Source organism: Streptomyces sp. NPDC086080, from assembly GCF_044540255.1.
In the GTDB taxonomy this organism is placed as follows: Bacteria; Actinomycetota; Actinomycetes; order Streptomycetales; family Streptomycetaceae; genus Streptomyces.
Genome location: NZ_JBITRU010000024.1, coordinates 113652 through 139604 on the forward strand (window position 1 = coordinate 113652; position 25953 = coordinate 139604).

The 25953-nt window shown below is 73.0% G+C and carries 23 protein-coding genes and 1 pseudogene; 13 read left to right on the forward strand and 11 right to left on the reverse strand.

The window, feature by feature from the left end; all coding sequences use genetic code 11:
- Nucleotides 1-2: 2 nt before the first annotated feature.
- From ACIF9R_RS25895 to ACIF9R_RS25915, 5 genes are all read left to right on the forward strand, one after another.
- Nucleotides 3-1100, forward strand: a complete 1098-nt coding sequence (locus ACIF9R_RS25895) for an AAA family ATPase (protein WP_399984556.1) — start codon at nt 3-5, stop codon at nt 1098-1100.
- Complete coding sequence (locus ACIF9R_RS25900) at nt 1097-3430, forward strand: DUF5682 family protein (RefSeq protein ID WP_399984558.1); 2334 nt, start codon at nt 1097-1099, stop codon at nt 3428-3430. The genes ACIF9R_RS25895 and ACIF9R_RS25900 overlap by 4 nt, the downstream gene beginning before the upstream one ends.
- The gene (locus tag ACIF9R_RS25905) at nt 3427-4587 is read left to right on the forward strand and encodes a VWA domain-containing protein (RefSeq protein ID WP_399984561.1); all 1161 of its coding nucleotides are present in this window, start codon (nt 3427-3429) and stop codon (nt 4585-4587) included. Before ACIF9R_RS25900 ends, ACIF9R_RS25905 begins: the two co-directional genes overlap by 4 nt.
- Complete coding sequence (locus ACIF9R_RS25910) at nt 4584-6587, forward strand: hypothetical protein (protein ID WP_399984564.1); 2004 nt, start codon at nt 4584-4586, stop codon at nt 6585-6587. The genes ACIF9R_RS25905 and ACIF9R_RS25910 overlap by 4 nt, the downstream gene beginning before the upstream one ends.
- A gap of 494 nt (nt 6588-7081) precedes the next feature.
- The gene (locus ACIF9R_RS25915) at nt 7082-8545 is read left to right on the forward strand and encodes an endo-1,4-beta-xylanase (RefSeq protein WP_399984566.1); all 1464 of its coding nucleotides are present in this window, start codon (nt 7082-7084) and stop codon (nt 8543-8545) included.
- A gap of 380 nt (nt 8546-8925) precedes the next feature.
- Here the strand turns inward: ACIF9R_RS25915 and ACIF9R_RS25920 are convergent, their stop codons facing one another.
- Nucleotides 8926-9756: a universal stress protein gene (locus ACIF9R_RS25920; RefSeq protein WP_399984568.1), complete on the reverse strand. Its 831-nt coding sequence runs from the start codon at nt 9754-9756 to the stop codon at nt 8926-8928.
- Between the two features lie 299 nt (nt 9757-10055).
- Between ACIF9R_RS25920 and ACIF9R_RS25925 the strand changes: the two genes are divergently transcribed.
- Both ACIF9R_RS25925 and ACIF9R_RS25930 read left to right on the forward strand, forming a co-directional pair.
- Nucleotides 10056-10526: a cation:proton antiporter regulatory subunit gene (locus tag ACIF9R_RS25925; RefSeq protein WP_399984570.1), complete on the forward strand. Its 471-nt coding sequence runs from the start codon at nt 10056-10058 to the stop codon at nt 10524-10526.
- Between the two features lie 4 nt (nt 10527-10530).
- Nucleotides 10531-11778, forward strand: a complete 1248-nt coding sequence (locus ACIF9R_RS25930; protein WP_399984572.1) for a cation:proton antiporter — start codon at nt 10531-10533, stop codon at nt 11776-11778.
- A gap of 289 nt (nt 11779-12067) precedes the next feature.
- On the opposite strand, the gene ACIF9R_RS25935 is transcribed toward ACIF9R_RS25930, so the two are convergent.
- A complete protein-coding gene (locus ACIF9R_RS25935) occupies nt 12068-13138 on the reverse strand; it encodes a MerR family transcriptional regulator (protein WP_399984574.1) in 1071 nt (356 codons plus the stop codon).
- Between the two features lie 399 nt (nt 13139-13537).
- On the opposite strand from ACIF9R_RS25935, the gene ACIF9R_RS25940 reads away from it, so the two are divergent.
- Nucleotides 13538-13843, forward strand: coding sequence for a hypothetical protein (locus ACIF9R_RS25940; protein WP_399984577.1), 306 nt, complete (start codon nt 13538-13540; stop codon nt 13841-13843).
- Here the strand turns inward: ACIF9R_RS25940 and ACIF9R_RS25945 are convergent.
- Entirely contained in the window at nt 13809-14297 is a 489-nt protein-coding gene (locus ACIF9R_RS25945; RefSeq protein WP_399984580.1) for a hypothetical protein, read from the reverse strand. The genes ACIF9R_RS25940 and ACIF9R_RS25945 overlap by 35 nt on opposite strands.
- A 196-nt stretch (nt 14298-14493) precedes the next feature.
- Nucleotides 14494-14886: a DUF5997 family protein gene (locus ACIF9R_RS25950; protein ID WP_399984582.1), complete on the reverse strand. Its 393-nt coding sequence runs from the start codon at nt 14884-14886 to the stop codon at nt 14494-14496.
- Between the two features lie 58 nt (nt 14887-14944).
- On the opposite strand from ACIF9R_RS25950, the gene ACIF9R_RS25955 reads away from it, so the two are divergent.
- Complete coding sequence (locus ACIF9R_RS25955) at nt 14945-15709, forward strand: LysR family transcriptional regulator substrate-binding protein (protein WP_399984585.1); 765 nt, start codon at nt 14945-14947, stop codon at nt 15707-15709.
- Between the two features lie 20 nt (nt 15710-15729).
- Here ACIF9R_RS25955 and ACIF9R_RS25960 read toward each other — a convergent pair whose 3' ends face one another.
- From ACIF9R_RS25960 to ACIF9R_RS25970, 3 genes are all read right to left on the reverse strand, one after another.
- A complete protein-coding gene (locus tag ACIF9R_RS25960) occupies nt 15730-16479 on the reverse strand; it encodes a DUF4142 domain-containing protein (RefSeq protein WP_399984587.1) in 750 nt (249 codons plus the stop codon).
- A gap of 61 nt (nt 16480-16540) precedes the next feature.
- Nucleotides 16541-16792 (reverse strand): hypothetical protein, encoded by a 252-nt coding sequence (locus tag ACIF9R_RS25965; RefSeq protein ID WP_399984589.1) that lies wholly within the window; start codon nt 16790-16792, stop codon nt 16541-16543.
- 127 nt (nt 16793-16919) lie between these two features.
- On the reverse strand, nt 16920-17396 hold the full coding sequence (locus ACIF9R_RS25970; RefSeq protein ID WP_399984618.1) for an Lrp/AsnC family transcriptional regulator: 477 nt from the start codon (nt 17394-17396) through the stop codon (nt 16920-16922).
- 205 nt (nt 17397-17601) lie between these two features.
- Here ACIF9R_RS25970 and ACIF9R_RS25975 point away from each other — a divergent pair.
- Together ACIF9R_RS25975 and ACIF9R_RS25980 are read left to right on the forward strand one after the other, a co-directional pair.
- Nucleotides 17602-17815: pseudogene (locus tag ACIF9R_RS25975) on the forward strand (FUSC family protein); the annotation flags it as partial.
- A gap of 249 nt (nt 17816-18064) precedes the next feature.
- Nucleotides 18065-19102, forward strand: a complete 1038-nt coding sequence (locus ACIF9R_RS25980; protein ID WP_399984591.1) for a lactonase family protein — start codon at nt 18065-18067, stop codon at nt 19100-19102.
- 195 nt (nt 19103-19297) lie between these two features.
- On the opposite strand, the gene ACIF9R_RS25985 is transcribed toward ACIF9R_RS25980, so the two are convergent.
- Together ACIF9R_RS25985 and ACIF9R_RS25990 are read right to left on the reverse strand one after the other, a co-directional pair.
- Complete coding sequence (locus ACIF9R_RS25985; protein ID WP_399984594.1) at nt 19298-20218, reverse strand: sirohydrochlorin chelatase; 921 nt, start codon at nt 20216-20218, stop codon at nt 19298-19300.
- Between the two features lie 84 nt (nt 20219-20302).
- Nucleotides 20303-21310: an N-acetylglucosamine kinase gene (locus ACIF9R_RS25990; RefSeq protein ID WP_399984597.1), complete on the reverse strand. Its 1008-nt coding sequence runs from the start codon at nt 21308-21310 to the stop codon at nt 20303-20305.
- Nucleotides 21311-21425: 115 nt separating this feature from the next.
- Between ACIF9R_RS25990 and ACIF9R_RS25995 the strand changes: the two genes are divergently transcribed.
- Complete coding sequence (locus ACIF9R_RS25995) at nt 21426-22103, forward strand: uracil-DNA glycosylase (protein WP_399984599.1); 678 nt, start codon at nt 21426-21428, stop codon at nt 22101-22103.
- A gap of 125 nt (nt 22104-22228) precedes the next feature.
- On the opposite strand, the gene ACIF9R_RS26000 is transcribed toward ACIF9R_RS25995, so the two are convergent.
- Together ACIF9R_RS26000 and ACIF9R_RS26005 are read right to left on the reverse strand one after the other, a co-directional pair.
- The gene (locus ACIF9R_RS26000; protein WP_399984601.1) at nt 22229-23314 is read right to left on the reverse strand and encodes a WD40/YVTN/BNR-like repeat-containing protein; all 1086 of its coding nucleotides are present in this window, start codon (nt 23312-23314) and stop codon (nt 22229-22231) included.
- A gap of 148 nt (nt 23315-23462) precedes the next feature.
- Entirely contained in the window at nt 23463-25139 is a 1677-nt protein-coding gene (locus ACIF9R_RS26005; RefSeq protein ID WP_399984604.1) for an acyl-CoA dehydrogenase family protein, read from the reverse strand.
- A gap of 73 nt (nt 25140-25212) precedes the next feature.
- On the opposite strand from ACIF9R_RS26005, the gene ACIF9R_RS26010 reads away from it, so the two are divergent.
- The coding region (locus ACIF9R_RS26010; protein ID WP_399984606.1) for a hypothetical protein at nt 25213-25953 on the forward strand (741 nt) is incomplete at its 3' end.

Here is a 25953-nt window from a genome sequence, read left to right on the forward strand (position 1 = left end):
CCATGACCACAGTGAGCGACCTGCCCCCGCCCCGCCTGCAGCGCCCGCCCGCAGAAGTGCGCCATGCCGACGAACTCGCCGAGCTGCGTGCCGGGGACACCGACCCGCGGCCGCCCGGCTGGCAGCTCAGCCTCCGTGCCTCCCTCCGCTTCGTGGTCGGAGACCCCGACGCCGGCATCAGCCGCAAGTTCGTCGGCAGCCCCTCGCTCGTCGAACGGGCCCTGGTGACCCTGGCCACCAACCGGGGTCTGATGCTCGTCGGCGAACCCGGCACTGCCAAGTCACTGCTCTCCGAGCTCATCGCGGCAGCCGTCAGCGGCACCTCCACGCTCACTGTGCAGGGCGGCGCGGCCACCACCGAGGACCAGATCAAGTACTCCTGGAACTATGCCCTGCTGGTCTCCGAAGGCCCCTCCCGCCGCTCCCTGGTGCCCGCCCCCATGCTCCGCGGCATGGCCGAGGGACGCATCGTCCGCTTCGAGGAGATCACCCGCTGCCCCCTCGAGGTCCAGGACTGCCTGCTCTCCCTGCTCTCCGAACGCGTCGTCGCCGTCCCCGAACTCGACGGCGACGACGGCATGGTCTTCGCCCGCCAGGGCTTCAACGTCATCGCCACCGCCAACACCCGCGACCGCGGCGTCAATGAGATGAGCGCCGCACTCAAACGCCGTTTCAACTTCGAGACTGTCTTCCCGATACCCGATCTCGACACCGAACTCGCCCTCGTCGAAACCGAGTCCACGGCCCTGCTCCGCGAGTCCGGAGTCGAGCGGGCACCCGACCGGGACGTCCTCGAGGTACTGGTCGGTACCTTCCGCGAACTGCGCGGCGCACCCGGCCAGGGCGACCGGCCCTCCGCAGTGATGAGCACCGCCGAAGCCGTCTCCATGGCCCACGCCGTCGGCCTGCGCGGCTGGTTCCTGCGCGGCGAGGCCGGCAACGCCGCCGACGTCGTCTCCTGTCTCGCCGGCACCGCCGCCAAGGACAGCCCTGAGGACCTCGCCCGCCTGCGCCGCTTCCTCGAACAGCAGGCCCGCCTGCGCCGAGGCCCCCAGTGGCAGGCCCTCCACGAGGCCCGGCACCTGCTGGACCAACGGTGAGCACCGCCCGCGTCACCTTCCTGGGGGTGCGCCACCACTCACCGGCCTGCGCCGGCCTCGTTCGCCGCACGATCCGCGCACTGCGCCCGGCATACGTCCTGGTCGAGGGCCCCGCCGACATGAACGACCGGATCGGCGAACTGCTCCTCGGACACGAACTGCCCATCGCCGTCTTCAGCCACTACCGTGGCACCGAACGGGTCGCCACTTCCTGGGCCCCGCTGTGCGCGTACTCCCCGGAATGGGTGGCACTCACCGAGGGCCGTACCGCGGGCGCCGAGGTCCGGTTCATCGACCTGCCCGCCTGGCACCGCGCTTTCACCGACCGCCCCGACGGCGCAGCCAACCGCTACGCCGACGCCGAGGCCCGCTACAGCCGCGCCACCGAACGGCTCCGCGCCCGTTACCGGGTCGATACCGTGGACGCCCTGTGGGACCACCTCTTCGAGATCGCCGATCCGGACGGCCTGCAGGACCGCCTGGACGCCTACTTCGCCCTGGTGCGCGGCGACACCGAGGCCGATGACGGGGACCGTGCCCGCGAGCAGTACATGGCCTCCTGGGTCCGTGCCGCGGTCGCACACGCCGGCAGCCGGCCGGTCCTGGTGGTGACCGGCGGCTTCCACCAGCCCGCCCTGCGCACCCTCACCGCCGCCCCCGGCACGTCTCCGGGCGCCGAACCCGACGCATGGCCCCCGGTGCCCGTCCCGCCCGACGGGGCTGCGGGCGGCAGCTTCCTGGTGCCCTACTCCTTCCGCCAGATGGACGCCTTCGCCGGCTACCAGTCCGGCATGCCGTCCCCCGGCTACTACCAGTACCTGTGGGACGAAGGCCCCGACGCGGCCGCGAAAAGCCTCCATCGCACCGTCGTGGAACGGCTCCGCGCCCGCCGCCTCCCCGCCTCCACCGCCGCCCTGATCTCCGCCCACACCCTCACCGAAGGCCTCGCCGCCCTCCGCGGACACCCCCGCCCCGCCCGCGTCGACGTCCTGGACGGCCTCGCCGCCGCACTGATCACCGACGACCTCGACCAGCCGCTGCCCTGGAACACCGACGGCCCCCTGAGACCCGGCGCCCACCCCGCCGTCATCGAAATGGTCCTCGCCTGCACCGGCGACCGCACCGGCCGCCTCCACCCCGACACCCCGCTGCCACCCCTGGTCCACCACGTGACCGCCGAGGAGATCCGCCTCGGCCTTGACGGCGGCCGCACCCTCGACCTCGACCTCACCGACCCCCGAGGGCTCGAACGCAGCCGCTTCCTCCACCAGTTGCGCATCCTCGGCATCCCCGGCCACACCCGCCGCACCGGCCCCGACCACGGAGCCGACCCCCGCGACCACGAAACCTGGGAACCTTGCCCCCGCACCGGCCGCGACGCCGCACTGACCGAGGCCGGCGCCTACGGAGCCCGCCCCGACGAGGCCGCCACGGCGCTCCTCGCCCGCCGCCTCCGCGACACCGGCACAGCCGCCGACGCCGGTACCACCGCCGCCCTCCTCTTCGACGCCGTCCTCTGCGGAGCCGGAACCCTCTCCAACGACCTCCTGGACGGCCTCGCCCACCGGATCCGTACCGCCGCCGACCCCGGCCCCCTCGGGCGGGCCCTCGCCGTGGTCCTGGGCCTCTGGCGCCATGACCGCGTCTTCGGTACCGCCCGTGACCCGCTGCTCGGCACCGTCCTCGACCACGCCGTCCACCGGCTCTTCCACCTGGTGGAGGGCCTCCACGGCGGCCCGCCCGGCGTCGACGTCCCCCGCCTGCGCGCCCTGACCGCCGCCCGCGACGCCCTCCTCCACGCCGCACCCGCCCTTGGTCTCACCCCGGAAACCGCCGCCGCAACCGCCGCCCGCATCGCCCGCGACCGGCACGCCCCCGCCGACCTGCGCGGCGCCGCCCTGGGCCTGCGCCGCGCCCTCGGAGCCCTGGCCGAACCCGCCGGCGAGGCCGAAGCGTTCGCCGTCGCGGCCGACCCCGCCGCCCTCGGCGACTGGCTGGCCGGCCTGCTCGCCCTCGCCCGCGAAGAGATCCTGCGGCCCGCCCCGGAGGGCGAACAGTCCCTGCTCGACACCCTGGACGGCGTCGTCACCACCATGACCGACGACGTCTTCCTCCACGCCCTGCCCGCCCTGCGGCAGGCCTTCGCCTTCTTCCCGCCCCGTGAACGCGAACGCGTCGCACAACTCCTCCTCGACCGCCGGAACCTGCACGGCTCCGCCCGCACCCTGCTGCGCACCACCGCCGACCCGCTGCTCCTCGCCCGCGCCGCGGCCCTCGAGGAACACACCGACCTCCTGCTCGACCGGCACGCCCTCGGAGCACCCCGATGACCCCCGACGACCCCCGCGCAGGACTGGAACGCTGGCGGCTGATCCTCGGCGCCCCCGCCGAACGCCGCACCGGCGGCCTCGACGGCCCGGACGCCGTCCGCGACACCGCCCTCCAGTGGCTCTACGGCCGCGACGACGACCTCGCCCGCCGTGGTGAACGCCGCGGCACCGCCGACGGCCGGGAGGGCGGCGACGGCCCCTCCACGCTCGCCGTCGTCGACTGGCTCGACGACATCCACCGTCTCTTCCCCCGGGAGACGGTCGAACGTCTCGAACGCGACGCCGTGGAGACCTACGGCATCGACGAGATCGTCACCGATCCCGACGTTCTTCTCCGCGTAGAACCCAGCACCAGCCTGCTGCGGGCCGTGCTGCGCACCAAACACCTGATGAACCCGCAGATTCTGGCCGCCGCCCGGCGCATCGTCGAAGCCGTCGTGCGTGACCTGACCGAGCGGCTGAGGCCGGAGATCCGGCGCGCCCTCACCGGAGCCCGCTCCCGCCGACCCAGCCGAACCCCCCGCGCCCGGAACTTCGACTTCAGGGCCACGATCCGCGCCAACCTCGCCCACTACCGGCCCGAGGACCGCCGTATCCTCATCGAGCGGCCGCACTTCCACTCCCGCACCCGCCGCCACATCGAGCAGTGGCAGCTGATCCTCCTCGTCGACCAGTCCGGCTCCATGGCCGGATCCGTGATCCACTCCGCCGTCACGGCGGCCTGCCTATGGGGCCTGCCCGGACTGCGCACCCATGTGGTTGCTTTCGACACGCAGGTCGTCGACCTCACCTCCGACGTCACCGACCCCGTCGAACTCTTGATGAAGGTCCAGCTCGGCGGTGGCACCGACATCGCCCGCGCCGTCGACTACTCCGCCGGCCTCGTCGACAACCCGCGCCGCACGATCGTCGCCCTGATCACCGACTTCTACGAGGGCGGCGACGCCCACCGCCTGACCCGTACCGTCCGCGACCTGACCGGACAGGGCGTCACCGTCCTCGGCCTCGCCGCCCTCGACGAGGAGGCCGCCCCCTCCTACGACCGCGACCTGGCCGGCCGCCTCGCCGAGGCCGGCGCACACATCGGCGCCATGACCCCCGGCCACCTGGCCGAATTCGTCGCCGACAGAATGGCCCACGGAGGACGGACGGCATGACCCGCACCGACCTGCTCGCCCTCACCCCCGACACCCTCGCCGCCCTCGCCAACCGCGGCCTGGTCAAACGCGCCGCCAAGGACCTCGACGCCGGAGCAGGCCCCGACCTGGACGTCACCGGCGACCACACCGTGTACGGCCGCTTTCCTGACGGTACCGAGACCCGACTGCCGCCCGGCGCCACCCTGCAGGACTCCCGCTGCAGCTGCGAGGCCCACGGAGTCTGCCGCCACCGCATCGGCCTCGTCCTCGCCTACCAGCGCACCGCGACCGCGTCGGACATCCCGCCGCCCTTCACCGACTGGTCCCCCGGAAGCATCGACGACACCGCCCTCGCCGAGGCCTTCGGCCGTCCCGCCCTCACCGCAGCCCGTCGCACCCGCGACCGCGGCTACCGGGCCGTCCTGCACCGCCCCACCCCCGCCGACCCCGTTCCCGCCGTCGAACTCCCCGCCTGCACCGTCCGCTTCCCCGTACCCCACCGCCCCGGCTTCGCCGTCACCGACGCCGCCGAGCCGCTGCGCGGCGCGATGGTCGTACTTGCCGTCTGGGCCTTCCGAGCCGCCGACACCGAGGGCAGCGACCGCGTCACCGTCGGAGGAAAGGAATCAAGCCGGGACGACGGCGACGGCGCCCACCGCGCAGCCATGGACCTCGTCGACGAACTCCTCGTCGAAGGCGTCCCCCAGGCCGGCCCCGTCCTGGACGGAACCCTCCGCCGTGCCGGCGCCGCCCTCATGGCCGCCGGCCGCCACTGGCCCGCCGCGGCCCTCGAGGGGATACGCCACCAGCTCGCCGAGCACGCCGTCCGCGGCGCCCGCCACGACCGCGAGACCCACGCCCTGCTCCTCGCCGAACTCCACGCCCGCCACCGCGCCGCCCCCACCGACCCCGCAGCCGTCCTCGGCACTGCCGAGACGGCTCGCACAGCCTTGCGCCGAGTCCGCCTCGTCGCCCTCGGCTGCCACGTCAACGGCTCCGCCCGCGACCGCACCGCCGACGTCTTCTTCGCCCACCCCGATGCCGGCATCGTCCTCGTGCTGCACAAACGCTGGGAGCTGCCCGATGATCAGGCGCCCACCGGCCACGACCTCGGCTCCCGAAGGATCCTCGGCACGAACCTGCGCACCCTTGCCGCCGCCAACGTGGTCAGCGAGGCCACCTCCCGCACAGCCTGCCGCGCCGTGGAGATCTCCCGCGGCCGGATCGCCACCACGTCCGTCACCCCCGTCGGCGTCGCCTGGGACGACCTGCCACCCGGGCTGCTGGTCACCGACCTCGCCGCGCAGTTCCCCGCCCCCGGTACCCTCCCTCCCCGCCTCGTCCGCCCTCGAGTGGAGGCCGAGTCCATGCGCGTCCTCGCCGTCGCCGAGGCCGGACCCGTGCGCTACGACCCGGCCGCACAGCGCCTCGAAGCCGTCCTTCACGACCCGGCCGGCAACGAGGCCCTGCTGAGCGCCGAGCACAACCCCCACTGCCCCGGCACCCTGGACGCCCTGGCCGACGCCCTCGCCTCCGGCACCGCGGACCGGATCAGCGGTGCCCTCCGCCATGACCGGGGCAGGGTCCTCCTCGCCCCTCTCGCCGTCCGCACCTCCCGCGGCGTCCTCGTCCCCGACCTCGCCCCCGGCGACGGCGACACCACCCTCCCCGTCGCCCCGCACCCCCCGGACAACCCCCTCACCACCGCCCTGGAACAGGCCCTCGCCGCCCTCGCCGAGGCCGCCCACCACGGCCTGAAGAACCTGACTGCCACCGACCACGACATCCTCGAGTCAGCAGCCGCCCTCCTGCACCGAACCGGCTTCCACACCACCGCGGACAAGGTCTCCGCCGTGACAACCACCCTCCGCACCCACGGCCCGGCCCCCGCCACTTCTCACTGGCACACCGCCGTCATCCGCCTCGCCGCAACCCTGGAACTCCACCGGACCGGACGGTGGCAGCCACTTGGGAGCAGCTCACCATGTGCGAAGTCGAGGGCCGTGCCTTTGCCCTGACCGGGCCGCACGTCGCCGCCGTTCAGCGGTCAGTTTTCGTCCGTCGCCGACAGAACGGTCCTCCGCCGACGGTCCCCCCACTCGCACCTGAGACAATCGCGATCAGTCATAGCGGGGGGCGGCGCGATCGGTTGCGCACCGTTCTTGCCGCGGCTGGGGAGGACGGTGCTCGGCGGCGGTGTGGCTGAGGGCGGCGATGCCGTCGGAAGACGGACCGAGGTTACGGAGCGCTGCTGTTCATGCGGTTTCGAAAGAGCGCTGTCATCGCGGTGGTGTGTGCCTTGGTCGCTGGTGTCTCGGGGGACTGTGCCGGCACCTCCGCACCCGTGCGGGGACCTGTGGAGGACCTCCTGAACGGCCGGGACTGGGCTCATTTCGCCGGCGGGAAGCCCACGGGCGCAGGGATACGGGTCACACCCCTCGACCGGCGCATCACACGCCAGGACGGTACCGGCGGACAGCCGAACCCACCGGTGAACCTGAGAGGTCCCCACATGGTGTTCCGAGGGGATGTCCGGATCGAAGCCGGCCTGCGGCGCACGGACGACACGGATGCCTACCTGCATCTGTACGGTGAGACCCCGGTCATCTACGACGAATGGCGCTACGAACGGCGCGGCGTGCGCATCGGCGTGGTCGGCGAGAGGCTCCGGATCGACCGCTGGGACGGGGACTCCGACAGACCCGCGATGACCCGGACCTTCGGGGGCGGCCTGGGGCTCGAAGTCCGCCTCGCCGTCGAAGTCCGCGCGAACAGGCTTGTGCTGGAGGCCGACGGTAGGGTCGTGGGAACTGTTCCCGCGCGGGACGTCTTCGGCGGTGGCCGCATCTGGTTCGGCGCGGATGCGGGAACTCGCGGGAAGGGCTGGACCCTCAGCGATCTCCACGCGCGGTCACTGGGCCGGGGCCGAATGTCCGTCGTGGACGCGCCTGACCTGCGAGTGCCCCGGTCCAGCGATGCGATGCGTGATCTGGCCGCGGTTCTTCCACGCCCGATCCGTATGGGAACCGCCCTCGCCGCGGGCCCCTTGCTGACTGACAGCGCCTACCGCCGGACGGCGGGTGAGGAGTTCTCCATGCTTACGCCGGAAAACGACTTCAAGCCGCAGTTCGTCCAGCCTCGACGCGGCGTGTTCGCGTTCGCGGAAGGCGATACCCTGGTGGACTTCGCCGAGGCCAACAGGATGAAGGTGCACGGCCACACCCTCGTCTGGTTCGAAGCCCTGCCTGCATGGTTGCGTGCCGAGATGCCCCACGAGCAGCGCAGGCGCGTCATGGTGGAACACATACGCGCGGTAGCGGGCCACTTCCGGGGGAAGGTGGCGGAATGGGACGTGGTGAACGAGCCCATGTCCGACGAGGACGAGGACTACTCCAACGGCAACAGGGGCGTGCGGCCACAGTTGTGGTTCGAAGCGATGGGTGAGCAGTACATCGACATCGCCTTCCGTGCGGCCCGCGAGGCCGACCCGCACGCGGTGCTGTACCTCAACGAGTACGGGGTGGAGGAGGACGGCCCACGCTGGGATGCCCTCTACGCGCTGCTGATCCGGCTGAAGGAGCGGGGCGTTCCGATCGATGGCGTCGGTTTCCAGGACCACGAATACGCCGTCGGCGACCGTACCGACCCCGAGGTCTTCCGCCGGAAGGTCCGGGCCTTGGCCGGGCTCGGCCTGAAGGCCCGGGTCTCGGAGGCGGACGTCCTCGTCGACGAGGACGAAGAGGACATTCAGGCCCGCCAGTTGGCGGGGAAACTCGCCGTCTGCGGCGAAGAACCCAACTGCACCTCGTTCTCGACCTGGGGTTTCACCGACAAGTACGGCTCCACGGCTGACCTGCGACACTATCCCCCGAGTCCGGGAAACGCTCTTCCCTGGGACGTGACGTACGAGGCGAAACCTGCCTACTGGGCACTGCGTGACGTCCTGGACGACGCTCGCCGCTCAGGTACTGGATAGGTACGGCGAACAGCGCGAACGACCAGTCGGAACGGTTCACTCAAGCTGACGTCTCCGTCGTGGCTGCGCAGGTCCCGGGACTGAGCAGGTTTGACCTGTGGCAGCAGGCCGCGCTTGCTGACTCCTCGGCAACGTTTCTTCGCTCGGCCGACGCGTTCACGGTGCGTGTCTCGCAGATGTGACGTGCATCGGTGCGTAGGGGCTGCCTCGCGGCCCGACCGGCTGTCCGTCATGAATCAGAGACGATCACGGGTTGGCTGAGCGCCGCGGCACCCGGTCAGCCTGGGCTTGTCCTGACGGGGGTTGGTGGACACCAACCGGGACAACCCCGACCGCCGGGTGCGGCTCAGCTTCCCCGGCTGACGCGCACGTCACCCATGTCAGGCGCGGACCACGACGACCGGACAGTCGGCGTGGTGGAGCAGCGCCTGGCTGACCGAACCGAGCAGCATTCCGGTGAAACCGCCGTGCCCCCGGGCCCCGGCCACCACCAGCTGGGCCTCCCGGGTCGCGTCCAGCAGCGCGTGACGTACCCGGGCCCGCTCCAGGCGCAGCTCCACCGCGACCTCCGGATGTGCGGTCCGCGACGGCGCGACGGCTTCCTCCAGCAGCCGCTGGTGCTGTGCCACGAGCCGGTCGAGGTCCACCACCACGCTCAACGGATCAGCCGCTTCCTCGTACGGTGTCGGCTCGCTCCAGGTGTTCCACACATGCATCGCGACCAGTGGGGCCCCGCGCAGCGCGGCCTCGGCGAAGGCGAACGACGCGGCCTCCTGGCCGGCCGGCGAGCCGTCCACGGCGAGAAGGACGGGTCCCCCCGGATTCTCCCGGCCGCGGACCACCATCAGCGGACCGTGCCCGTGCGCCGCCAGCTGCACGACGGTCGAACCCACCAGCAGACCCCCGAAGCCGGTACGGCCCCGCTCGCCGACCACCGTCAGCACCGCGTGCCGTGCCTCGCTCCGCAGCACCGTGAGCGTCTCGCCGGACGCCACGGTCCGGTCGATCTCAAGACCCGGCGTACGCTCACGGGCACGCTGCTCGGCCTGCGCCAGCGCGCCGTTGATCATCGGGTCCAGATCGGCCGGGCGGCTGAAGGCGTGCACGAGCCGCAGCCGTGCGCCGCGCAGCCGCGCCTCGTCGGCCGCGACGTCCACCGCGGCAAGGCTGGACGGCGAGCCGTCCACTCCAACGATCACCGTGTCATCCACGTCTTACTCCCGTCCAAGCGCGCGTTCGAGTACCCGCACAGGACGCAGCGTACGCGTCGGTTCGCGCCGAGGCCGCCCCGAGGGGGCTTCCAGCTGCGCAAACACGGCTTCCGCGGGAATCCTCCCCATTCCGCCGATCCTTGTCCATCCGTGACGACACCCATGTTCCGGCCGTTCGGCGGGATGGCACCATTAGCTCCGTGGGGGTCGATCACCAGGGCCGTGCACGGCCGGTGCGGCACCCCGCACCGGATGACATCAGAAGAATCGGAAGGGGACGGGCTGTGCCTGCTCCACGCATGAGCGCGACGCCGCTGCCGGGCATCGGCGTGAAATACGATCTCACCACGCGTGAGCACGAGCACCTGTCCGTGATCGCCCACCGCGACGGTGCCCGCACGATCAATGTCTACCGTGCCGACGACCCGGACGCCTGCGCCCGGTCGCTGCGCCTGACCGTCGCCGAGTCGGCCGCGCTCATCGACGCGCTGATGCCCGCCCACCACAGCCCCAACCTCCTGCACACCACCGACCTGGGGCTGGTCGCCGAGCGCATCGAACTGTCCTCCGTCTCCCACTGGAACGGCCGTCTGCTGGGCGAGACCCGGATGCGCACCGACACCGGGGCGTCCATCGTGGCCGTGCTGCGGCGGGCCGAGGCGATCCCGTCCCCCGCGCCGGACTTCCGGCTGGCCGGAGGGGACACACTGATCCTGATCGGTACCCGCGAGGGCATCGACGCCGCCGCCGCGATTCTCGGGCGGGAGTGAGCGCGTGCACTCTTCCGCCATCTTCCTGATCGAGTTCGGCGCGATCATCCTCGGGCTCGGTCTGCTGGGCCGCCTCGCCGGACGCCTCCAGTTCTCCCCGATCCCCCTCTATCTGCTGGCCGGCCTCGCGTTCGGCGAAGGCGGGCTGCTGCCGCTCGGCGCGAGTGAGGAGTTCGTGGCGATCGGCGCCGAGATCGGCGTCATCCTCCTGCTGCTCATGCTCGGCCTGGAGTACACGGCCAGCGATCTGGTCTCCAACCTCAAGACCCAGTACCCGGCCGGTCTCGTGGACATGGCGCTGAACGCCCTGCCCGGCGCCGCCCTGGCCCTGCTCCTCGGCTGGGGCCCGGTGGCGGCGGTGGTCCTGGCCGGTGTCACCTGGATCTCCTCCTCCGGCGTCATCGCGAAGGTCCTCGGGGACCTCGGACGTCTCGGCAACCGGGAGACGCCGGTCATCCTCAGCATCCTCGTGCTCGAGGACCTGGCGATGGCCGTCTACCTGCCGATCATCACGGCCCTGCTGGCCGGCGTCAGCCTCGCCGCGGGCAGCGTCACGCTGGCCATCGCACTGGGTGTCGCCGGGCTCGTGCTGTTCGTCGCCGTCCGCTACGGGCGGCTCATCTCGCGGTTCGTCTCCAGCGACGACCCGGAGAAACTGCTGCTGGTCGTACTGGGCCTCACCCTGCTGGTCGCGGGACTGGCCCAGCAGCTGCAGGTGTCGGCGGCCGTGGGCGCGTTCCTGGTGGGCATCGCCCTGTCCGGTGAGGTGGCCGAGGGCGCGCACAACCTGCTGGCGCCGCTGCGGGACCTGTTCGCCGCGGTGTTCTTCGTCTTCTTCGGCCTGCACACGGACCCGCAGTCCATCCCGCCGGTGCTCCTGCCCGCCCTCGGGCTGGCCGTCGTCACCGCGCTGACAAAGATCGCCACCGGGTACTGGGCCGCCCGCAGGGCCGGGATCTCGCCCAAGGGCCGCTGGCGCGCGGGTGGCACCCTGGTCGCCCGCGGCGAGTTCTCCATCGTCATCGCCGGACTCGCGGTCACCGCCGGCATCGAGCCGGACCTCGGCCCGCTGGCCACCGCGTACGTCCTGGTCCTCGTCGTCCTCGGCCCGCTCACCGCCCGCTACACCGAGCCCGTCGCGCTGCGCCTGGCCGCGCGCCGTACGGCATCGGCCGACGCCGTGCCCGTACAGAGCGCGACGCCGGCCGCGGAGACGCTGGAACCGGTGGAGGACAGCGGCGTCGAACGCTGAACCGCTCCGGGGCGCCGCCCTCCCCGGTACGGACGACGCCCCTCCGCGTTCCCGCCGCCCGCGAGACACCGCTCCCCGTGCCTCACGGAGCCGTCGGCCCGGCCTCAGGGGGGTCGGCGGATCGGGCCGGAGGCAACCGAGGGCATCCGGCCGGCTGGGCCGGGTGGGGTCCGGTGCGTTCAGCCGCACGGCGGAGGAGGGCGGCGACGCGGAGCGTCGACCACCGACGACAACGCCGCGGACGAGCGTGCCGGACCCCATGCCCCCGGCATGATCTGCCGGATGCCCCTTAACTCTCCAGCCGCACCGGCATCAGCAGTGAGAACGTGTGCTCGTCGTCCGGCCGGCGGACGGCGAGCGGCGCGGTGGGGGAACCGAGCTCAAGGACCAGCCGGTCGCGGGCCCCCGCGGCCAGCGCCTCCAGCAGGAACGCGCGGTTGACGGCGACGAGTTCCTGGCCCGCGGCGCCGTCCCCGGCCAGGGCGACCGATCCGTCGTCCGACACCTCCAGCACGCTCAGGACGCCGGAGCCCCCTTCCTGCTCGCGCACCGGACCGGTGCGCAGCGCCTCCCGGAACGCCGGTACGTCCACGAGGGCACGTCGCCCGGCCGGGAGGCGGACCAGACGCCGGTAGTCGGGGAAGTCGTGGCCGAGGCACTGGCCCGCCGTCTGCCGGTCCCCGGCCTCCAGGCTCACACGGTCCCCGTCCAGGGCGAGCCACACCTCCTGGTCTGCGTCCAGCAGGGGCCGCATCGCGTCGGCGAGCGGCAGGGGCACGGTCGCCCGCACGCGGGGCCCGTCGTGCCCGTCGGCGGCCAGATGCGCCACGGCCATCCGGTACCGGTCGGTGGCCACCACACGCAGTTCGCCGTCGTCGATGTCGAGATGGATGCCGCCGAGCATCGGCAGCTCCGGGTCGGTGCCGGCGGCGAACCGGACCGCGTCCAGCGCGGCGGCCAGTCGCGGGCCGGAGAGGGGCAGCCGGACGGCGGTGCCGGTGCGCGGTGAGATCATGGGGTTCTCCCTTTGGTCCAGTAGGGCTCGGAGCGTGGAGAACTCTTCGCGGGCGGCGGTCAGCCCCCGTTCCAGTCGGCGCAGATGCGTCCGCAGGAGCTGCCGGACGAGATCGGTGTCGGCGCCCGTCCAGCCGGCCAGCACCAGCCGGATGTCCGCCAGCGGCATGCCGGCCCGGCGCAACCGGGCCAGGAGCCGGGCCTCGGACAGCTGCCCGGGCGCGTACCAGCGGTAGCCGCTGACCGGATCGACGTGGTCGGGAACCAGGACACCGGCACGGTCGTAGAACCGCAGGGCACTCGCGCCCAGTCCGCTGTCCCGGGCCATCTCACCAATGCTGCGCATCTCGCTCTCCACGCCCACGACTCTGATCCCTCGACCAGGTCGAGGGTCAACCCCGGTCCGAACGGCGCCCGGCGGTGTGGGTGGGGACACGCACGGAATGTGAAGTATCTTCCGGGCCCGGGGAGGGCCCCCTCTCCCGGTGAGGCCGCGTTCGGCCCGCCCGCGGGGACGCCGCGAGCAGGTCCGGGGCCCGGTTCGGGCCGTGCCGCCGACGCACGGCGGACCGTTTCCCGGGAAGTCGGCGAAGGGCATGCGCGGCACCGCCCCGGCGAGCCGCCGCACGCCCACCTCCGCAGGCCCCTCCCGGCCTGCGCGGCCGTGTGGGTGACGGCTTCACCCGACCGGGCGGACCCGGAGCCATCGGCGTACCGGCGGCGCACGGCGGCGCGTTGCTCCGGCATGGACAGCACTGGGACGGCGCGGTGCCTTCTCGGGCACGACGCCGCGCGCCGGCCGTACGCCGAACTCACCAGCGGGTACGCGGGCCACACACCGATCTACTCGGCGCTGGTCGCGGAGTGGCGGGCCAAGGGGCACACGGTCCCGGAGCACCGTGACAGCCTGTGGGCCTCCTTCGCCGCTCCGACCGTGAGCGAGCGCGCGACGGTGCTGCCCGTGCCCTTTCTCGTCCCGGTCCCCCTCCTGGGGCCGCCGGGTGAGGACGGGCGACTCACCAGCGGTCCGACCCCGCCGGCTCCGCACTGACCGGCGCCAGCACGGCGAGCGTGCCGGTCGCCTCGCGCAGGGCGGTCTCGAGCGGGCCGGGGGAGTGCAGGGCGCCGGTGCCGTCCGGGGGGACGAGCCACTCCAGCCGGCCCGCGGGGCGGTACGGCGGCGGTACGGCGACCCAGGATCCCCGGCCGACGTGCCGCACGCCGAAACCCACCCATTCACTGACCGGATCGGGCGGCAGGAAGAACCCCACTCTGCGGGCCGTGATGTCCACCAGCGTGGGCCCGGGGGCCTTCAGGGGATCGCGCCACAGGATGTCCAGGGCGAGCAGCCCGAGCCGGTCGGGCACGCTGAGCACATCCCAGTACCGGCCCGCCGCGAGGAGCGCCGTCCCCTTGCCGTGATCCCACTCGCGCTTGCATTCCTGCGGGTCCGTGGCCGCCGCGGCCAGCCACTCGACGGCTTGCTTCCACATGGCGCTGTGCATGTCCCACCCCGGACGCGGTCGGCCGCGCCACTGCGGGCGCGTGCGGTACGGGCCATGGTCGTAGATATTTCTATCCATCGGAAGGGTGGCGTGGGCTGGCGTTTTCGGCCACCAGGACCGGAACCTCCCCGGAGACCGGAACGCCCCCGGAGCCGGGACCCGGCCGGGGGCGATCGGAGCGGAGCGCGGGGACGGGTCAGTTGCCGCGTTCCGCGCGCTCCGCGTCCCGCTTCTTGAGGCGTGCGGTCTCCTTGCGGACCTCCGCCTGGGTGGCACGCTCCCGCTCCAGCCACTCGGGGCGCTCCTGCTTGAGGGCCTCGATCCGGTCGGTGGTGAGGGGCTCGGTGACTCCGCCGCGCGCCAGACCGGCGATGGACACGCCCAGCTTCGCCGCGACCACCGGACGGGGATGCGGGCCGTCGCGCCGCAGGTCCCTCAGCCACTGCGGCGGGTCCGCCTGGAGCGCGTTCAGCTCGGCGCGTGAGACGACACCCTCCCGGAACTCGTCGGGGGTGGCCTCGAGGTACACACCCAGCTTCTTCGCCGCGGTCGCGGGCTTCATCGTCTGGGTGCTCTGGTGTTGCGTCATGGAGCCCAGGGTATCGAGCGTGTGCGCGACCGCCGACCACGGCCGGTAACCTGGCCGGGTGACAGGCTCGGAAGTGTCCCCCTCGTTCCGCCTCGTGTACGTACCCGGCGTGATGCCCGGCAAGTGGGTGCGCATCTGGAACGAGCGGCTGCCCGGCGTCCCGCTGACCCTCACCCAGGTACCCGCGGCTGCCGCGCGGGACCTGCTGCTGGGCGGCGATGCCGACGCGGGCCTCGTCCGGCTGCCCGTCGACCGTACGGTGCTCAGCGCGATCCCCCTCTACACCGAACAGACCGTCGTCGTGGTCCCGAAGGACCATCTGGTCACGGCCGCCGACACGGTGTCACCGGAGGACCTGGCCGACGAGATCGTGCTGCACCCCCTCGACGACGTCCTCGAATGGGAGAGCCTGCCCGGGCGGTCCGCCCTGGAGCGACCCGCCACCACCGCGGACGCCATCGAACTCGTCGCGGCCGGGATCGGCGTGCTCGTGGTACCGCTGTCACTCGCCCGGCTGCACCACCGCAAGGACCTCACCCACCGGCCGCTCGACGCCGCACCCGAGTCGCGGGTGGCGCTGGCCTGGCCCGAGGCGGCGACGACCGACCGGGTGGAGGACTTCATCGGCATCGTCCGGGGCCGGACCGTCAACAGCACCCGCGGCCGCACCCAGCAGCCGGCGCGGGAGAAGAAGCGCGAGCGGGCCGACGCCGGCCCCCGGCGCGGACAGCCGGCCGCCGGGTCCGCCGGACGCGGGCGCCGGACGGGCACCGGCGACACCACGAAGAACCCGCGGCGGGGCAGGCCCCGCCGCGGGTCGTGACCGACCGGGGCCGCCACCCCCTACTTGACCGTCGGGACCGGTGACGGCGCCGGAGAGACCGTGTTGAGGTCCTGCAGGTTCTTGGGGATCTCCAGGGCGAGGACCGGCGCACCCGCCTGCGGTGCCGGTGGGGTCACCGCCTCCAGCGGCATCTTGGGCGGGCTGGTCTGCTGGAAGTTGACCTGCTCGTGATTGACCAGCCCGGTCGCCTCCAGCACCGTGATGTGGTCGAGCACCGTGTCGTTGGCCTGGTCGGCCAACTGCCTGACCAGAGTGTTCCTGGTGCTGGCCCGGATGTTGGCGATGGCGGGGAAGATCTGCCCGTGTGTCACCCGCATGATGTTCACCGCGGTGGAGTCGAACTCCTTGCCGTTGGTGGACTTGATGGTCTCCACGAACCCCTGCTGCTGCGGGGACGCCTGGTTCGGCAGGGTGATGCCGAGTTCCAGCGAGATTCTGCGGCAGGATGCGTCGAGCCGGCCGTGACCCACGACCAGATGCTCGCCCGCCGTCTTCATCTCCGGCGTCGTCCCCCGCTCCATCGCCAGCAGCCCCAGCGGGTGCTCCCACAGCCCCGCCGCGCGCACCTTCACCACGAAGTCACGGTCCGCCTCGGTCAGCGGCCCGTAGTTCGTGTTGGCCACCACCCGGTCCGGCTTGGTCGAGGTGTTCTGTACGCCCAGCATGGTGGGATAGGCGAGCGCGGTGAGGGTGAGGATCATGGCTCCGCCCACGAACGCGGTACCTGCCGTGCTGCGCGAGATGCGCATCGTGCCTCCTGGGATATGAACGGCCCAACAGCAGGGAGTACGGACGCCAGGCGCGAGACAGTCACCGTTCGGGAAAGAATTTTCGGACGGTCGCAGCCGGCCCTGACGGCTGCCGTGCCGTACTCACCACCCCGTCGCCGTCGGCGCCGCTCGGCAGACCGCCGTCCACCCGGGCATCCACCGTGAACCGCACGCGTGTCACCAGCGCGTTCTTGTCGCCAAAGGGTGCTCCGGACCAGATCTCGTCGAGCAGCGTCGCGCCGTCGCCGCAGCCGGAAGCGGCGACGCCGGAGTCCGGCGTGCCGAAGATCACACCGACTCCGAGTGCCGGAAGGCAACTCCGCCTGCCCGCCCCACAGCAGCAGCCCGGCGGTCACTCCGGCGCGCAGGCCGCGCGGCGCAGGGTGCCGAGCGTGCTCATGGGGCCGGCGTCGCAGGCGTCACTTCCGCGCCGTCCGGCCGATCGATTCGACCAGGGGCAGCAGCCGGTGCGGGACGCGCTCGCGCAGCGCCACCTCACTGCGGGTGCGGACCACGCCCGGCAAGCTGATCAGCTTCTGGATCACGTCCTCCAGGTGGGCGTTGTCGCGCGCCACGACCCGGGTCAGCAGATCACCGCCGCCCGTGATGGAGAAGGCCTCGACGATCTCGGGCACGGCGGCCAGCGCGTCACCCACCTCGTCCAGGTGTCCCTGCGTGACCTCGATGTGCACGAACGCCAGCACGGGGTGACCCAGCGCGGCGGGGGAGAGGGCGGGGCCGGTGCCGGTGATCACGCCCGCACGCTCCATCCGGTCGAGCCGGGCCTGCACGGTGCCGCGGGCGACCCCGAGGATCCGCGCGTACTCCCGCACGCTGGTGCGCGGCTGCTCCAGCAGCAGCCGCAGGATGCGGGTGTCCAGCTCGTCCACGGTCATGAGGTCCCGGGTCCCGATATCGGCCATTGGCACGACGATGGCCATAGAGATGCCGTGAACACTGTACCGATGGTGCAGTCTCACAGGTGCCGGTTGAGCCACTGGTGGAAAAGATGCTGATATGGATACGTCGATGGCGCTGCGGACCCCCGCGGCGCCTTTCTCATGCCATGGCGCACACCATCGGGATTCCAGGGGGCAAGCGGTGCTGAAGAGGGTGTTCACGGCCCCGGACCCGGGCCGGACACGGCTGCGTTTCGCGGCGCGCGCCGTGCTCGGCATCGGGCTGGCCGCCGTCGTCTGCGGCTTGGCCGGACACTCGCTCACGGGTGTCGTCACCGGTGGGCTCGCCGCGCTGCTCGCGCTCTTCACCGTCACCGACGTCACGGTCCGCGGGCAGGCCGCCGTCGAGGCGCTCACCGGAGGCCGGGACATCGAGGTGCGGACGGCCCCGGCGGCTTCCGAACCCGCCCTGACCCACCTCCACGGCCTGGAACGCGCCCTCGCCGAGCTCGCCGCCCCGCTGCGCACCCCGTCCCGCTCTCCGCTGGCCGGGGCCTGAACCGCGGGGCCGCCGGCCACGGCGTGCCGTCCGGCCCGCGCCCCGGGGGCCCCGGTGATCGACTGTTACCGTCACCCCGGTCGGCATCGGACGAGAGGGGACAGTCGTGGCGGACCGCACACGCCGGGCGTTCATCGGGTCGTTCACGGCGGCGGGAGGCCCGGGCATCGTCACCGCGGCCATCGCTCCCGGCAGTGGCGCGCTGACCCCCCTGAGCACCGTGAACGCCGTCCCCGACCCGTCCTGGCTGGCCCTGTCGTCCGACGGCCGCATGCTGTACGCGGTCAGCGAGACGGCCGAGGGCGCCGTCGCCGCGTTCCGGGTGACCGGGGGCGGCCCGGAACCGGCCGGGCGCGAGGTCCCGGTGGACGGCAGCGGGCCGACCCACCTCAGCCTCTTCGCCGGGCACGTCCTCACCGCGAACTACGGCTCCGGCAGCGTCAGCGCCGTCCCGGTCCGCGCGGACGGAGGCCTCGCGCGGTCCGTCTCCGGGGTTCTCCGGCACAGCGGCTCCGGCCCCCACCCGCAGCGCCAGCAGGGCCCGCACGCCCACCAGGTGCAGCCGGACCCGAGCGGTCGCTGGGCGGTCGGCGTGGACCTCGGCACGGACTCGTTGCGGGTGTGCACGCTGGCCGACGGTGTTCCCGTGCCGCACCGGGAGATCGCCCTGCGCCCGGGTTCCGGCCCGCGGCACCTGGCGTTCCACCCCGGCGGTACGTACGCGTACGTCCTCAACGAGCTCAGCCCGACCCTCGTGGTCTGCCGCTGGGACGCCACCGACGGCGTGCTGAAACCTCTCGCGGAGATCCCGGTGCTGCCCGGCACCCCGGCAGGCGACGCCTTTCCGTCCGGTGTGGCCGTGTCGGCCGACGGCCGCTTCGTGTGGACCGCGACCCGCGGCGAGGACGTCCTGACCGTGTTCCTGGCCGAGGGGGACGGCGCGGCACTGACCCCGCTCACGACCGTGTCCTGCGGGGGCCACTGGCCCCGGGCGATCACCGCGTCGGACGGCATCCTGTACGTCGCCAACGAGCGCTCCGGGGACGTGACCTGGTTCTCGCTCGACCCGGAGACGGGAGTACCGCGGCGCGGCGGGGCCTTGGCGGTGCCCGCCGCGTCCTGCGTGGTGATCAGCGCCCGCTGAACGGGGCGTTCGCACGCGACCGGCCCAGGACTGCGGGGCGTTCGGGCGCGACCGGCCCAGGACAGCGGAGGGTTGGACGCGACCGGCCCGGAACGGCGAAAAGCCCGCCCCGGGGACCGGACGTCGCCGGTCGGCAACCGACCGTGTCCGGAATCCGGAGCGGGCCCTTTCGGCGTCCTGCCGGGCCCGGCCGTATCAGAGGGCCGGGGTGTTCTGGGCCTGCGGCGGGGCGATGCCGAGGGCGGTCGTGTACTTGGCCAGGGCCAGCTTGCCGATCGCCGGGTACGGGCCGAGCGCCTCGGCGGCGGAGCAGCCCGCCTCCTTCGCGGCCTCCTCGATCAGGCTCGCGTCGATCTCCGGGCCGATCAGATACGGCGCGAGCGCCAGCTGCTGCGAACCGGATCCGCGCAGCTGCTCGGCCACGGAAGCGATGGAACCCTCCTGGTCAAGGGCCGCCGCCATCACCGGCACGGCGAGGCGCGCGGCGAGCAGCATGCCGGTGATCCCGGCCGCCTGCACGGCCTCGTCACCACCGACGGAGGCCAGGATGATGCCGTCCGCGGCGGTCGCTACGGTGAACAGACGGGCACGGTCGGCGCGGGCCAGACCGGCCTCGGACAGCCGCACGTGCAGCGCCTCGGCGAGCAGCGGGTGCGGGCCCAGCACATCGGTCAGCTCGGCGGCGACGCGGCTGTCCATCACGGCCTGACGGATCTCGCGCAGCAGAGCGCTGTCCGGGCCGGCGAGCAGCGGCACGACGACGGCCACGGGGCCGTCGGGCTCCTTGACGTCCACGCCGGCGGCACGGGCCTGTTCGAAGCGGGCGGTACGCTCCTCGGCCGCCTGCGCGAGCAGGGACGTCAGTGAGGGGTACTCCTCGTCGCCGTCGAGGTAGCCGATCCGGGCGTCAAGACCGGGCAGCTCGGAACGGGCGATGCTCACGACCTCGTCGGCGAGCGAGCGGGCGGCACTGGTGGGCGCACCCGGCACGGCGAGGACGAGCGCGGGCGCGTCCTCGGGAGCCACCAGCGGCTCGGGACGGCGGTGCCGCCCGGGCTGACGGGGGCGCGGCATTCGTACTGGCAGGCCGGACGCGGGCCCAGTGGGGGTGCTCATGTTGGGGCATGTTAGTGGTTTCCTGGGCTCCCCTGTTCGGGGAGGGGGCAGGTGAGCGGTATCCGTCCGGTTTTGTCTGATGAGTTACGTACGGACGTCCGCCGTGTGCGTGACGTCCTCACCTGCCGGGCTCGTCACGCACAGCATCTTCGCGTCGCCCGGGAGGGTGAACGAACCAGTGGTCAGGTCCTCCGCCATCCGCACCGCCCCGTGCAGGGGGTCCCCCTCGGCCATGACCCGCCGGGCATGGGGCAGCCGCCTCGCCAGCTCCTCGTCGACCGGGACGAGGAGAGGAGCTCCCATCTCGAACAGGCCGCCGGTGAGACCTACTTCCGGCTCACCCCCGGCCGGGCACACCGCCGCCGCGGAGTCGGCCATGTGCCGGGCCGCCGCCCGCAGGATCCGCACGGCGACGGGCTCCCCGCTGCCCGCGCACTCGCCCACCCGCGGCGCGAACGACGCCAGAACGGCCGGCCGGTCGGTACGCGGATACAGCCGGCCGGGCAGCCCGGTCACAGGCCCGAACATGTCCTCCGCGCACGCCCGCAGCAGCTCCGAGCCACCCTCCCGGCCGTCGTGGGCGCGCAGCGCCGCCTCCAGGCCGGCCCGCCCGATCCAGGCGCCGCTCCCGCAGTCCCCGAGCAGATGTCCCCAGCCGTCCGCCCTGCGCCAGCCCGTGAGATCGGTGCCGGTCGCGACGAGACCCGTACCGGCGGCGATGACCGCCCCGGGGCGCGGCCCCAGGGCACCGACGTAAGCGGTGACCGCGTCAGCCGCCAACGCCACTCGCCGCACGCCCAGTTCACGGGCGAGTGCGCCCGGCAGCTCCGCGCGCAGCGCGTCCCCCAGGGTGGCCATCCCGGCCGCGCCGACGACGGCCACGACCGGCCGCCCGATCCCGGCCTCGGCGCACAACGCCCGTGCCATCGGTACCAGTTGTCGCATGAAGTGCGCAGGGTCGATGCCCATGGCCCCGGTCCGTACGGGTTCTCCCGAGGCGGCCCGTGCCGGCCGGCCGCACCCGTCACCCCCGACGACGACACGCAGACCGGAACCACCGGAGTCCACGGCGAGATAACCGGACCCGCTCACGGCAGTTCCCCTCCCCGTCCTCGATGGCGATGAGCAGGAAGACTAGCGTCCCCGCGGTTCCGCCGCCGCGGTACTCGGGTGTGAGTCGGGGCCCCGTTGTCGCTAGAGTCCCTGCGTGGCACCAAGACCTCTGCATGAACTGGTGGAAGCGGGCTGGGCGAAGGCCCTTGAACCGGTGGCCGACCGAGTCGCGGCGATGGGCGACTTCCTGCGCGCGGAGATAGCCGCGGGACGTACCTATCTGCCCGCCGGTCCCCATGTCCTCCGGGCGTTCCAGCAACCGTTCGACGACGTCCGCGTCCTGATCGTGGGCCAGGACCCCTACCCGACGCCCGGCATGGCGATCGGCCTGAGCTTCGCGGTGGCGCCCGAGGTGCGGTCCCTGCCGGGAAGTCTGGAGAACATCTTCCGGGAGATGAACTCCGACCTGGGCCTGCCCAGACCGTCGAACGGGGACCTGACCCCGTGGACCGAGCAGGGTGTACTGCTGCTCAACAGGGCGCTGACGACGGCCCCGCGCAAACCGGCCGCCCATCGGGGCAAGGGCTGGGAGGAGGTCACCGAGCAGGCGATCCGCGCGCTGGCGCAGCGAGGCAAACCCCTGGTCTCCATCCTGTGGGGGCGGGATGCCCGCAACTGCCGTCCGCTGCTCGGCGATCTTCCCGCGATCGAGTCGGCCCACCCGTCACCGATGTCGGCCGACCGCGGCTTCTTCGGCTCCCGCCCGTTCAGCCGGGCCAACGACCTGCTGGTCCGCCAGGGCGCACAGCCGGTGGAGTGGCGTCTGCCCTAGCCCGCGCACGGCGAAGCGGCCGGTCCCACAAGGCGACCGGCCGCTTCATCAGCGGGACCCCGCCGTTCGCCGTGGCCGGACCGACGTGCCGGTTCGCCGTTCGGGAGCGGTGACCGCGCGCCGGATCATCCGACGACCGCGGCCCGTACGCACAGGACGTCCGGCAGATGGGAGGCCAGCTGCCGCCAGCTGTCGCCGTCGTCGGCCGAGGCGTACACCTCGCCGTTGCGGTTGCCGAAGTAGACGCCGGCCGGGTCCGCGCCGTCGTGGCACATCGCGTCGCGCAGCACCGTGCCGTAGTGGTCCTCCTGCGGCAGTCCCGCCGAGAGCGGCTCCCAGCTCGCGCCCGCGTCCGCCGTCCGGTAGACCCGGCAGCGCCGGCCGGCCGGGACCCGGTCGGAGTCGGCGTTGATCGGGAACACGTACGCCGTCTCCGCGCGGTGGGGGTGGGCGACCACCGTGAAGCCGAACGTCGACGGCAGGCCCTCGCCGATGTCCGTCCAGTGTCCGCCCGCGTCGTCGCTGCGGTAGACACCCCAGTGGTTCTGCAGGTACAGCCGGTCCGGGTTCACCGCGTCCCGGGAGACCTTGTGCACGCACTGCCCGAACTCCGGGTCCGGATCCGGCAGGAACACCGCGGACACCCCCGAGTTGGACGGCGACCAGGTCGCGCCGCCGTCCAGGGTGCGGAACACGCCGGCCGTCGAGACGGCGACCGTCACCGCCCGCGGATCGCGTTCGTCGGTCAGCACGGTGTGCAGGCCCTCACCGCCGCCGCCCGGCACCCATTTGTCCCGCGTGGGGTGCTCCCACAGCGGCCGGACCAGCTCGAAGGTCTCCCCGCGGTCCTCCGAGCGGTACAGCGCGGCCGGTTCCGTGCCCGCGTACACCACGTCGGGTTCCGCCGCGGCCGGGTGCAGTTGCCACACCCGCTCCAGCGAAGCGCCCGTGTCCTTGGGGAATCTGACGGCCGGCCGGGCCGGTTCGGTCCAGCTGTGGCCCAGGTCGTCGGAGTGGAACACCGACGGGCCCCAGTGGGTACTGTCCCCGCCGGCCAGCAGCCGGGGGTTCGCCCCCCGGGTGTCGATCGCGACCGAATACACGGCCTGCGCGTTGAAATACGGACTCTCGTCGAACTCCCATGCGCCATTCCGTCGGCGCCCGATGAACAGGCCCTTGCGGGTGCCCACGGCGAGCAGTACCTCGGTCATGCCGATCACCTCCGGGACGTCGCCTGCGACGTCCAGTTCTCAGTCACCGGACAGTCTGCACGCCACCACTGACAGTCACCCCCGGTTCAGGTCGTGCCGTGTGCCGAGCAGCCCTTCGTCCTCCGGCGCCGCCGCCTCGCTGCCGGGCTCAGTCGCGCTCCGGCAGCGCACGCCCGAGGATCGCGTCGAGTCGCGCCGTCGCGGGCAGGGTGCCGAAGGCGTACCCCCAGTCGCCGCCCAGCCGCGTGGCGCAGAAGGCGTCGGCGACCGCGGACGGGGCGTGCCGGACGAGGAGGGAGCCCTGGAGCGTCAGCGCCATCCGCTCCACCAGCCGCCGGGCGCTCGCCGGCGCGCCCTCGGCGAGCCGGTCCTTCAGCCCGGCCACGGCCGCGTCCAGCCGGGCGTCCGCACCACGCGCGAGGGCGAGTTCGTCGAAGAGCGCCTGAGTGGTGTCCGGGTCCCGGCCGAGCGCGCGGAGCACGTCGAGCGCGTTGACGTTCCCCGAGCCCTCCCAGATCGACAGCAGCGGGGCCTCGCGGTAGTGCCGGGGCATTCCGGAGTCCTCGACGTAGCCGTTGCCGCCGAGGCACTCCAGGGCCTCGGCGGTGAAGGCCGGGCCGCGCTTGGTGACCCAGTACTTGCCGACCGCGGTCGCGATCCGCCGGAACGCGGCCTCCCCGGCGTCCCCGCGCACCGCGCGGTCGGCCGCTCCGGCCAGCCGCAGGGTGAGCGTCGTGGCGGCCTCGGACTCCAGCGCCAGATCGGCCAGGACATTGCGCATCAGCGGCTGCTCCACCAGCCGGGCCCCGAACGCGCTGCGGTGCCGCGCATGGTGGCCCGCCTCCACGAGCGTCTTGCGCATCAGCGCCGCCGACATCATCACGCAGTCCAGCCGGGTGCAGTTGACCATCTCGATGATGGTCTTCACGCCCTGCCCCTCCGGACCGACCAGCCAGGCCACGGTGCCGTCGAACTCGGGCTCGGAGGAGGCGTTGGACCGGTTGCCCAGCTTCTCCTTGAGCCGCTGGATGCGGAAGGTGTTGCGGGTGCCGTCGGGCAGCACGCGCGGTACGAGGAAGCACGACAGCCCGTCCGGGGCCTGCGCCAGCACCAGGAACACGTCGCACATCGGCGCCGACGTGAACCACTTGTGCCCGTGCAGGGTGTAGACGCCGGGCTCGGCGGTCGGTGCCGCCGTCGTGGTGTTGGTCCGGACGTCGGAGCCGCCCTGCTTCTCGGTCATCCCCATGCCGGCCAGCAGCCCGCGCTTGTCGGCCGGCACCCGCAGGCCCGGCTCGTACTCCCGGCTGGTCAGCAGCGGCTCGTACACCTTCGCCAGCTCGGGCTGCCGGCGCAGCGCGGGCACCGCCGCGTACGTCATGGACGTCGGGCAGCCGTGGCCTGCGTCCGTGTGCCCCCACACCAGCCCGCCCGCGGTGCGGACGACATGGGCGCCGGGCCGGTCGTCCGCCCAGGGCGCGGCGGCCAGCCCCTCGGCGACGGCCGTGCGCATCAGGTGGTGCCAGCTCGGGTGGAACTCGACCTCGTCGATCCGGTGTCCGTACCGGTCGTGGGTGCGCAGCTCGGGCTCGTGCCGGTTGGCCTGGTCGCTCCACTCCTGCGCCTGCGCGCTGCCGGCCAGCCGGCCGAGCCGCCGCAGATCCTCCTCCGCCCAGCCGCCGCCCTCACGCCGAAGGCCCTCCAGCAGGGCGGTGTCGTCCGAGGCGTCGTACGGGGTCAAGGGAGGGGGCTGATTGGTGACGGAGTGGGTGGCGCCGGGTGCGCCGGGATTCCGCTGCGGCTCGTCCGCGAGTGTGGTCGCCATGGCAGCGAGTGTTGCATCTTTCCTGCGGTTGCAGCAATCATGCAACATGATCGGCGGCGTAGAGTACGGCCCCATGCGGAGGAACGAACCGGCGCCGGTCCCGGACGGCCCGTTGCTGCGCCCCCTCTCCGCGCGGTCGGTCGTGCTGAGCCTGCTGCTCGGCGCCCACCCGCCGGAGCTTTCCGCGAAGGAACTCGGGCGGCTTCTGGAGGGCTTCGGTGTCGGCGGGTCCACGCTCCGCGCGGCGCTCAGCCGGATGGCCACCGCCGGTGATCTGCGCCGCACGGACGCCGGCTACCGGCTCAGCGACCGGCTGCTGGAACGCCGGCGCCGCCAGGACGAGTCCCTGCGGCCGCGCACGCGCGCGTGGGACGGTGACTGGGAGCTGGTGATGATCACCGCGACGGGCCGCGGCCCCGCCGAACGGGCGGACCTGCGTACCCGGCTGACCGCGCTCCGGCTCGGCGAACTGCGCGAGGGGGTGTGGCTGCGTCCCTCCAACCTGGAACGCCGTCTGCCCGCCGCTCTCGATGCCGTGGGGGAACGCTGTACGGCCCGCCCCGCGCGCCCCGCCGGCGAACTGGCCGCCGTCCTGTGGCCGCTGGACGACTGGTCCGGCACGGCTCGCGCGCTCCTCTGCCGGGCCGCCCGTGTGGACCGCCCCGCCGAACGGCTCACCGTGTTTGCCGCCGTCGTGCGCCATCTGCTCGCCGACCCGGTCCTGCCGCCCTTCCAGTTCACCTCGATGGTGTTGAGGTTGATCGTCCGCTTGTACTGCGTGGAGCAGTTGCCGCAGGAGCGGACGAAGGTGCCG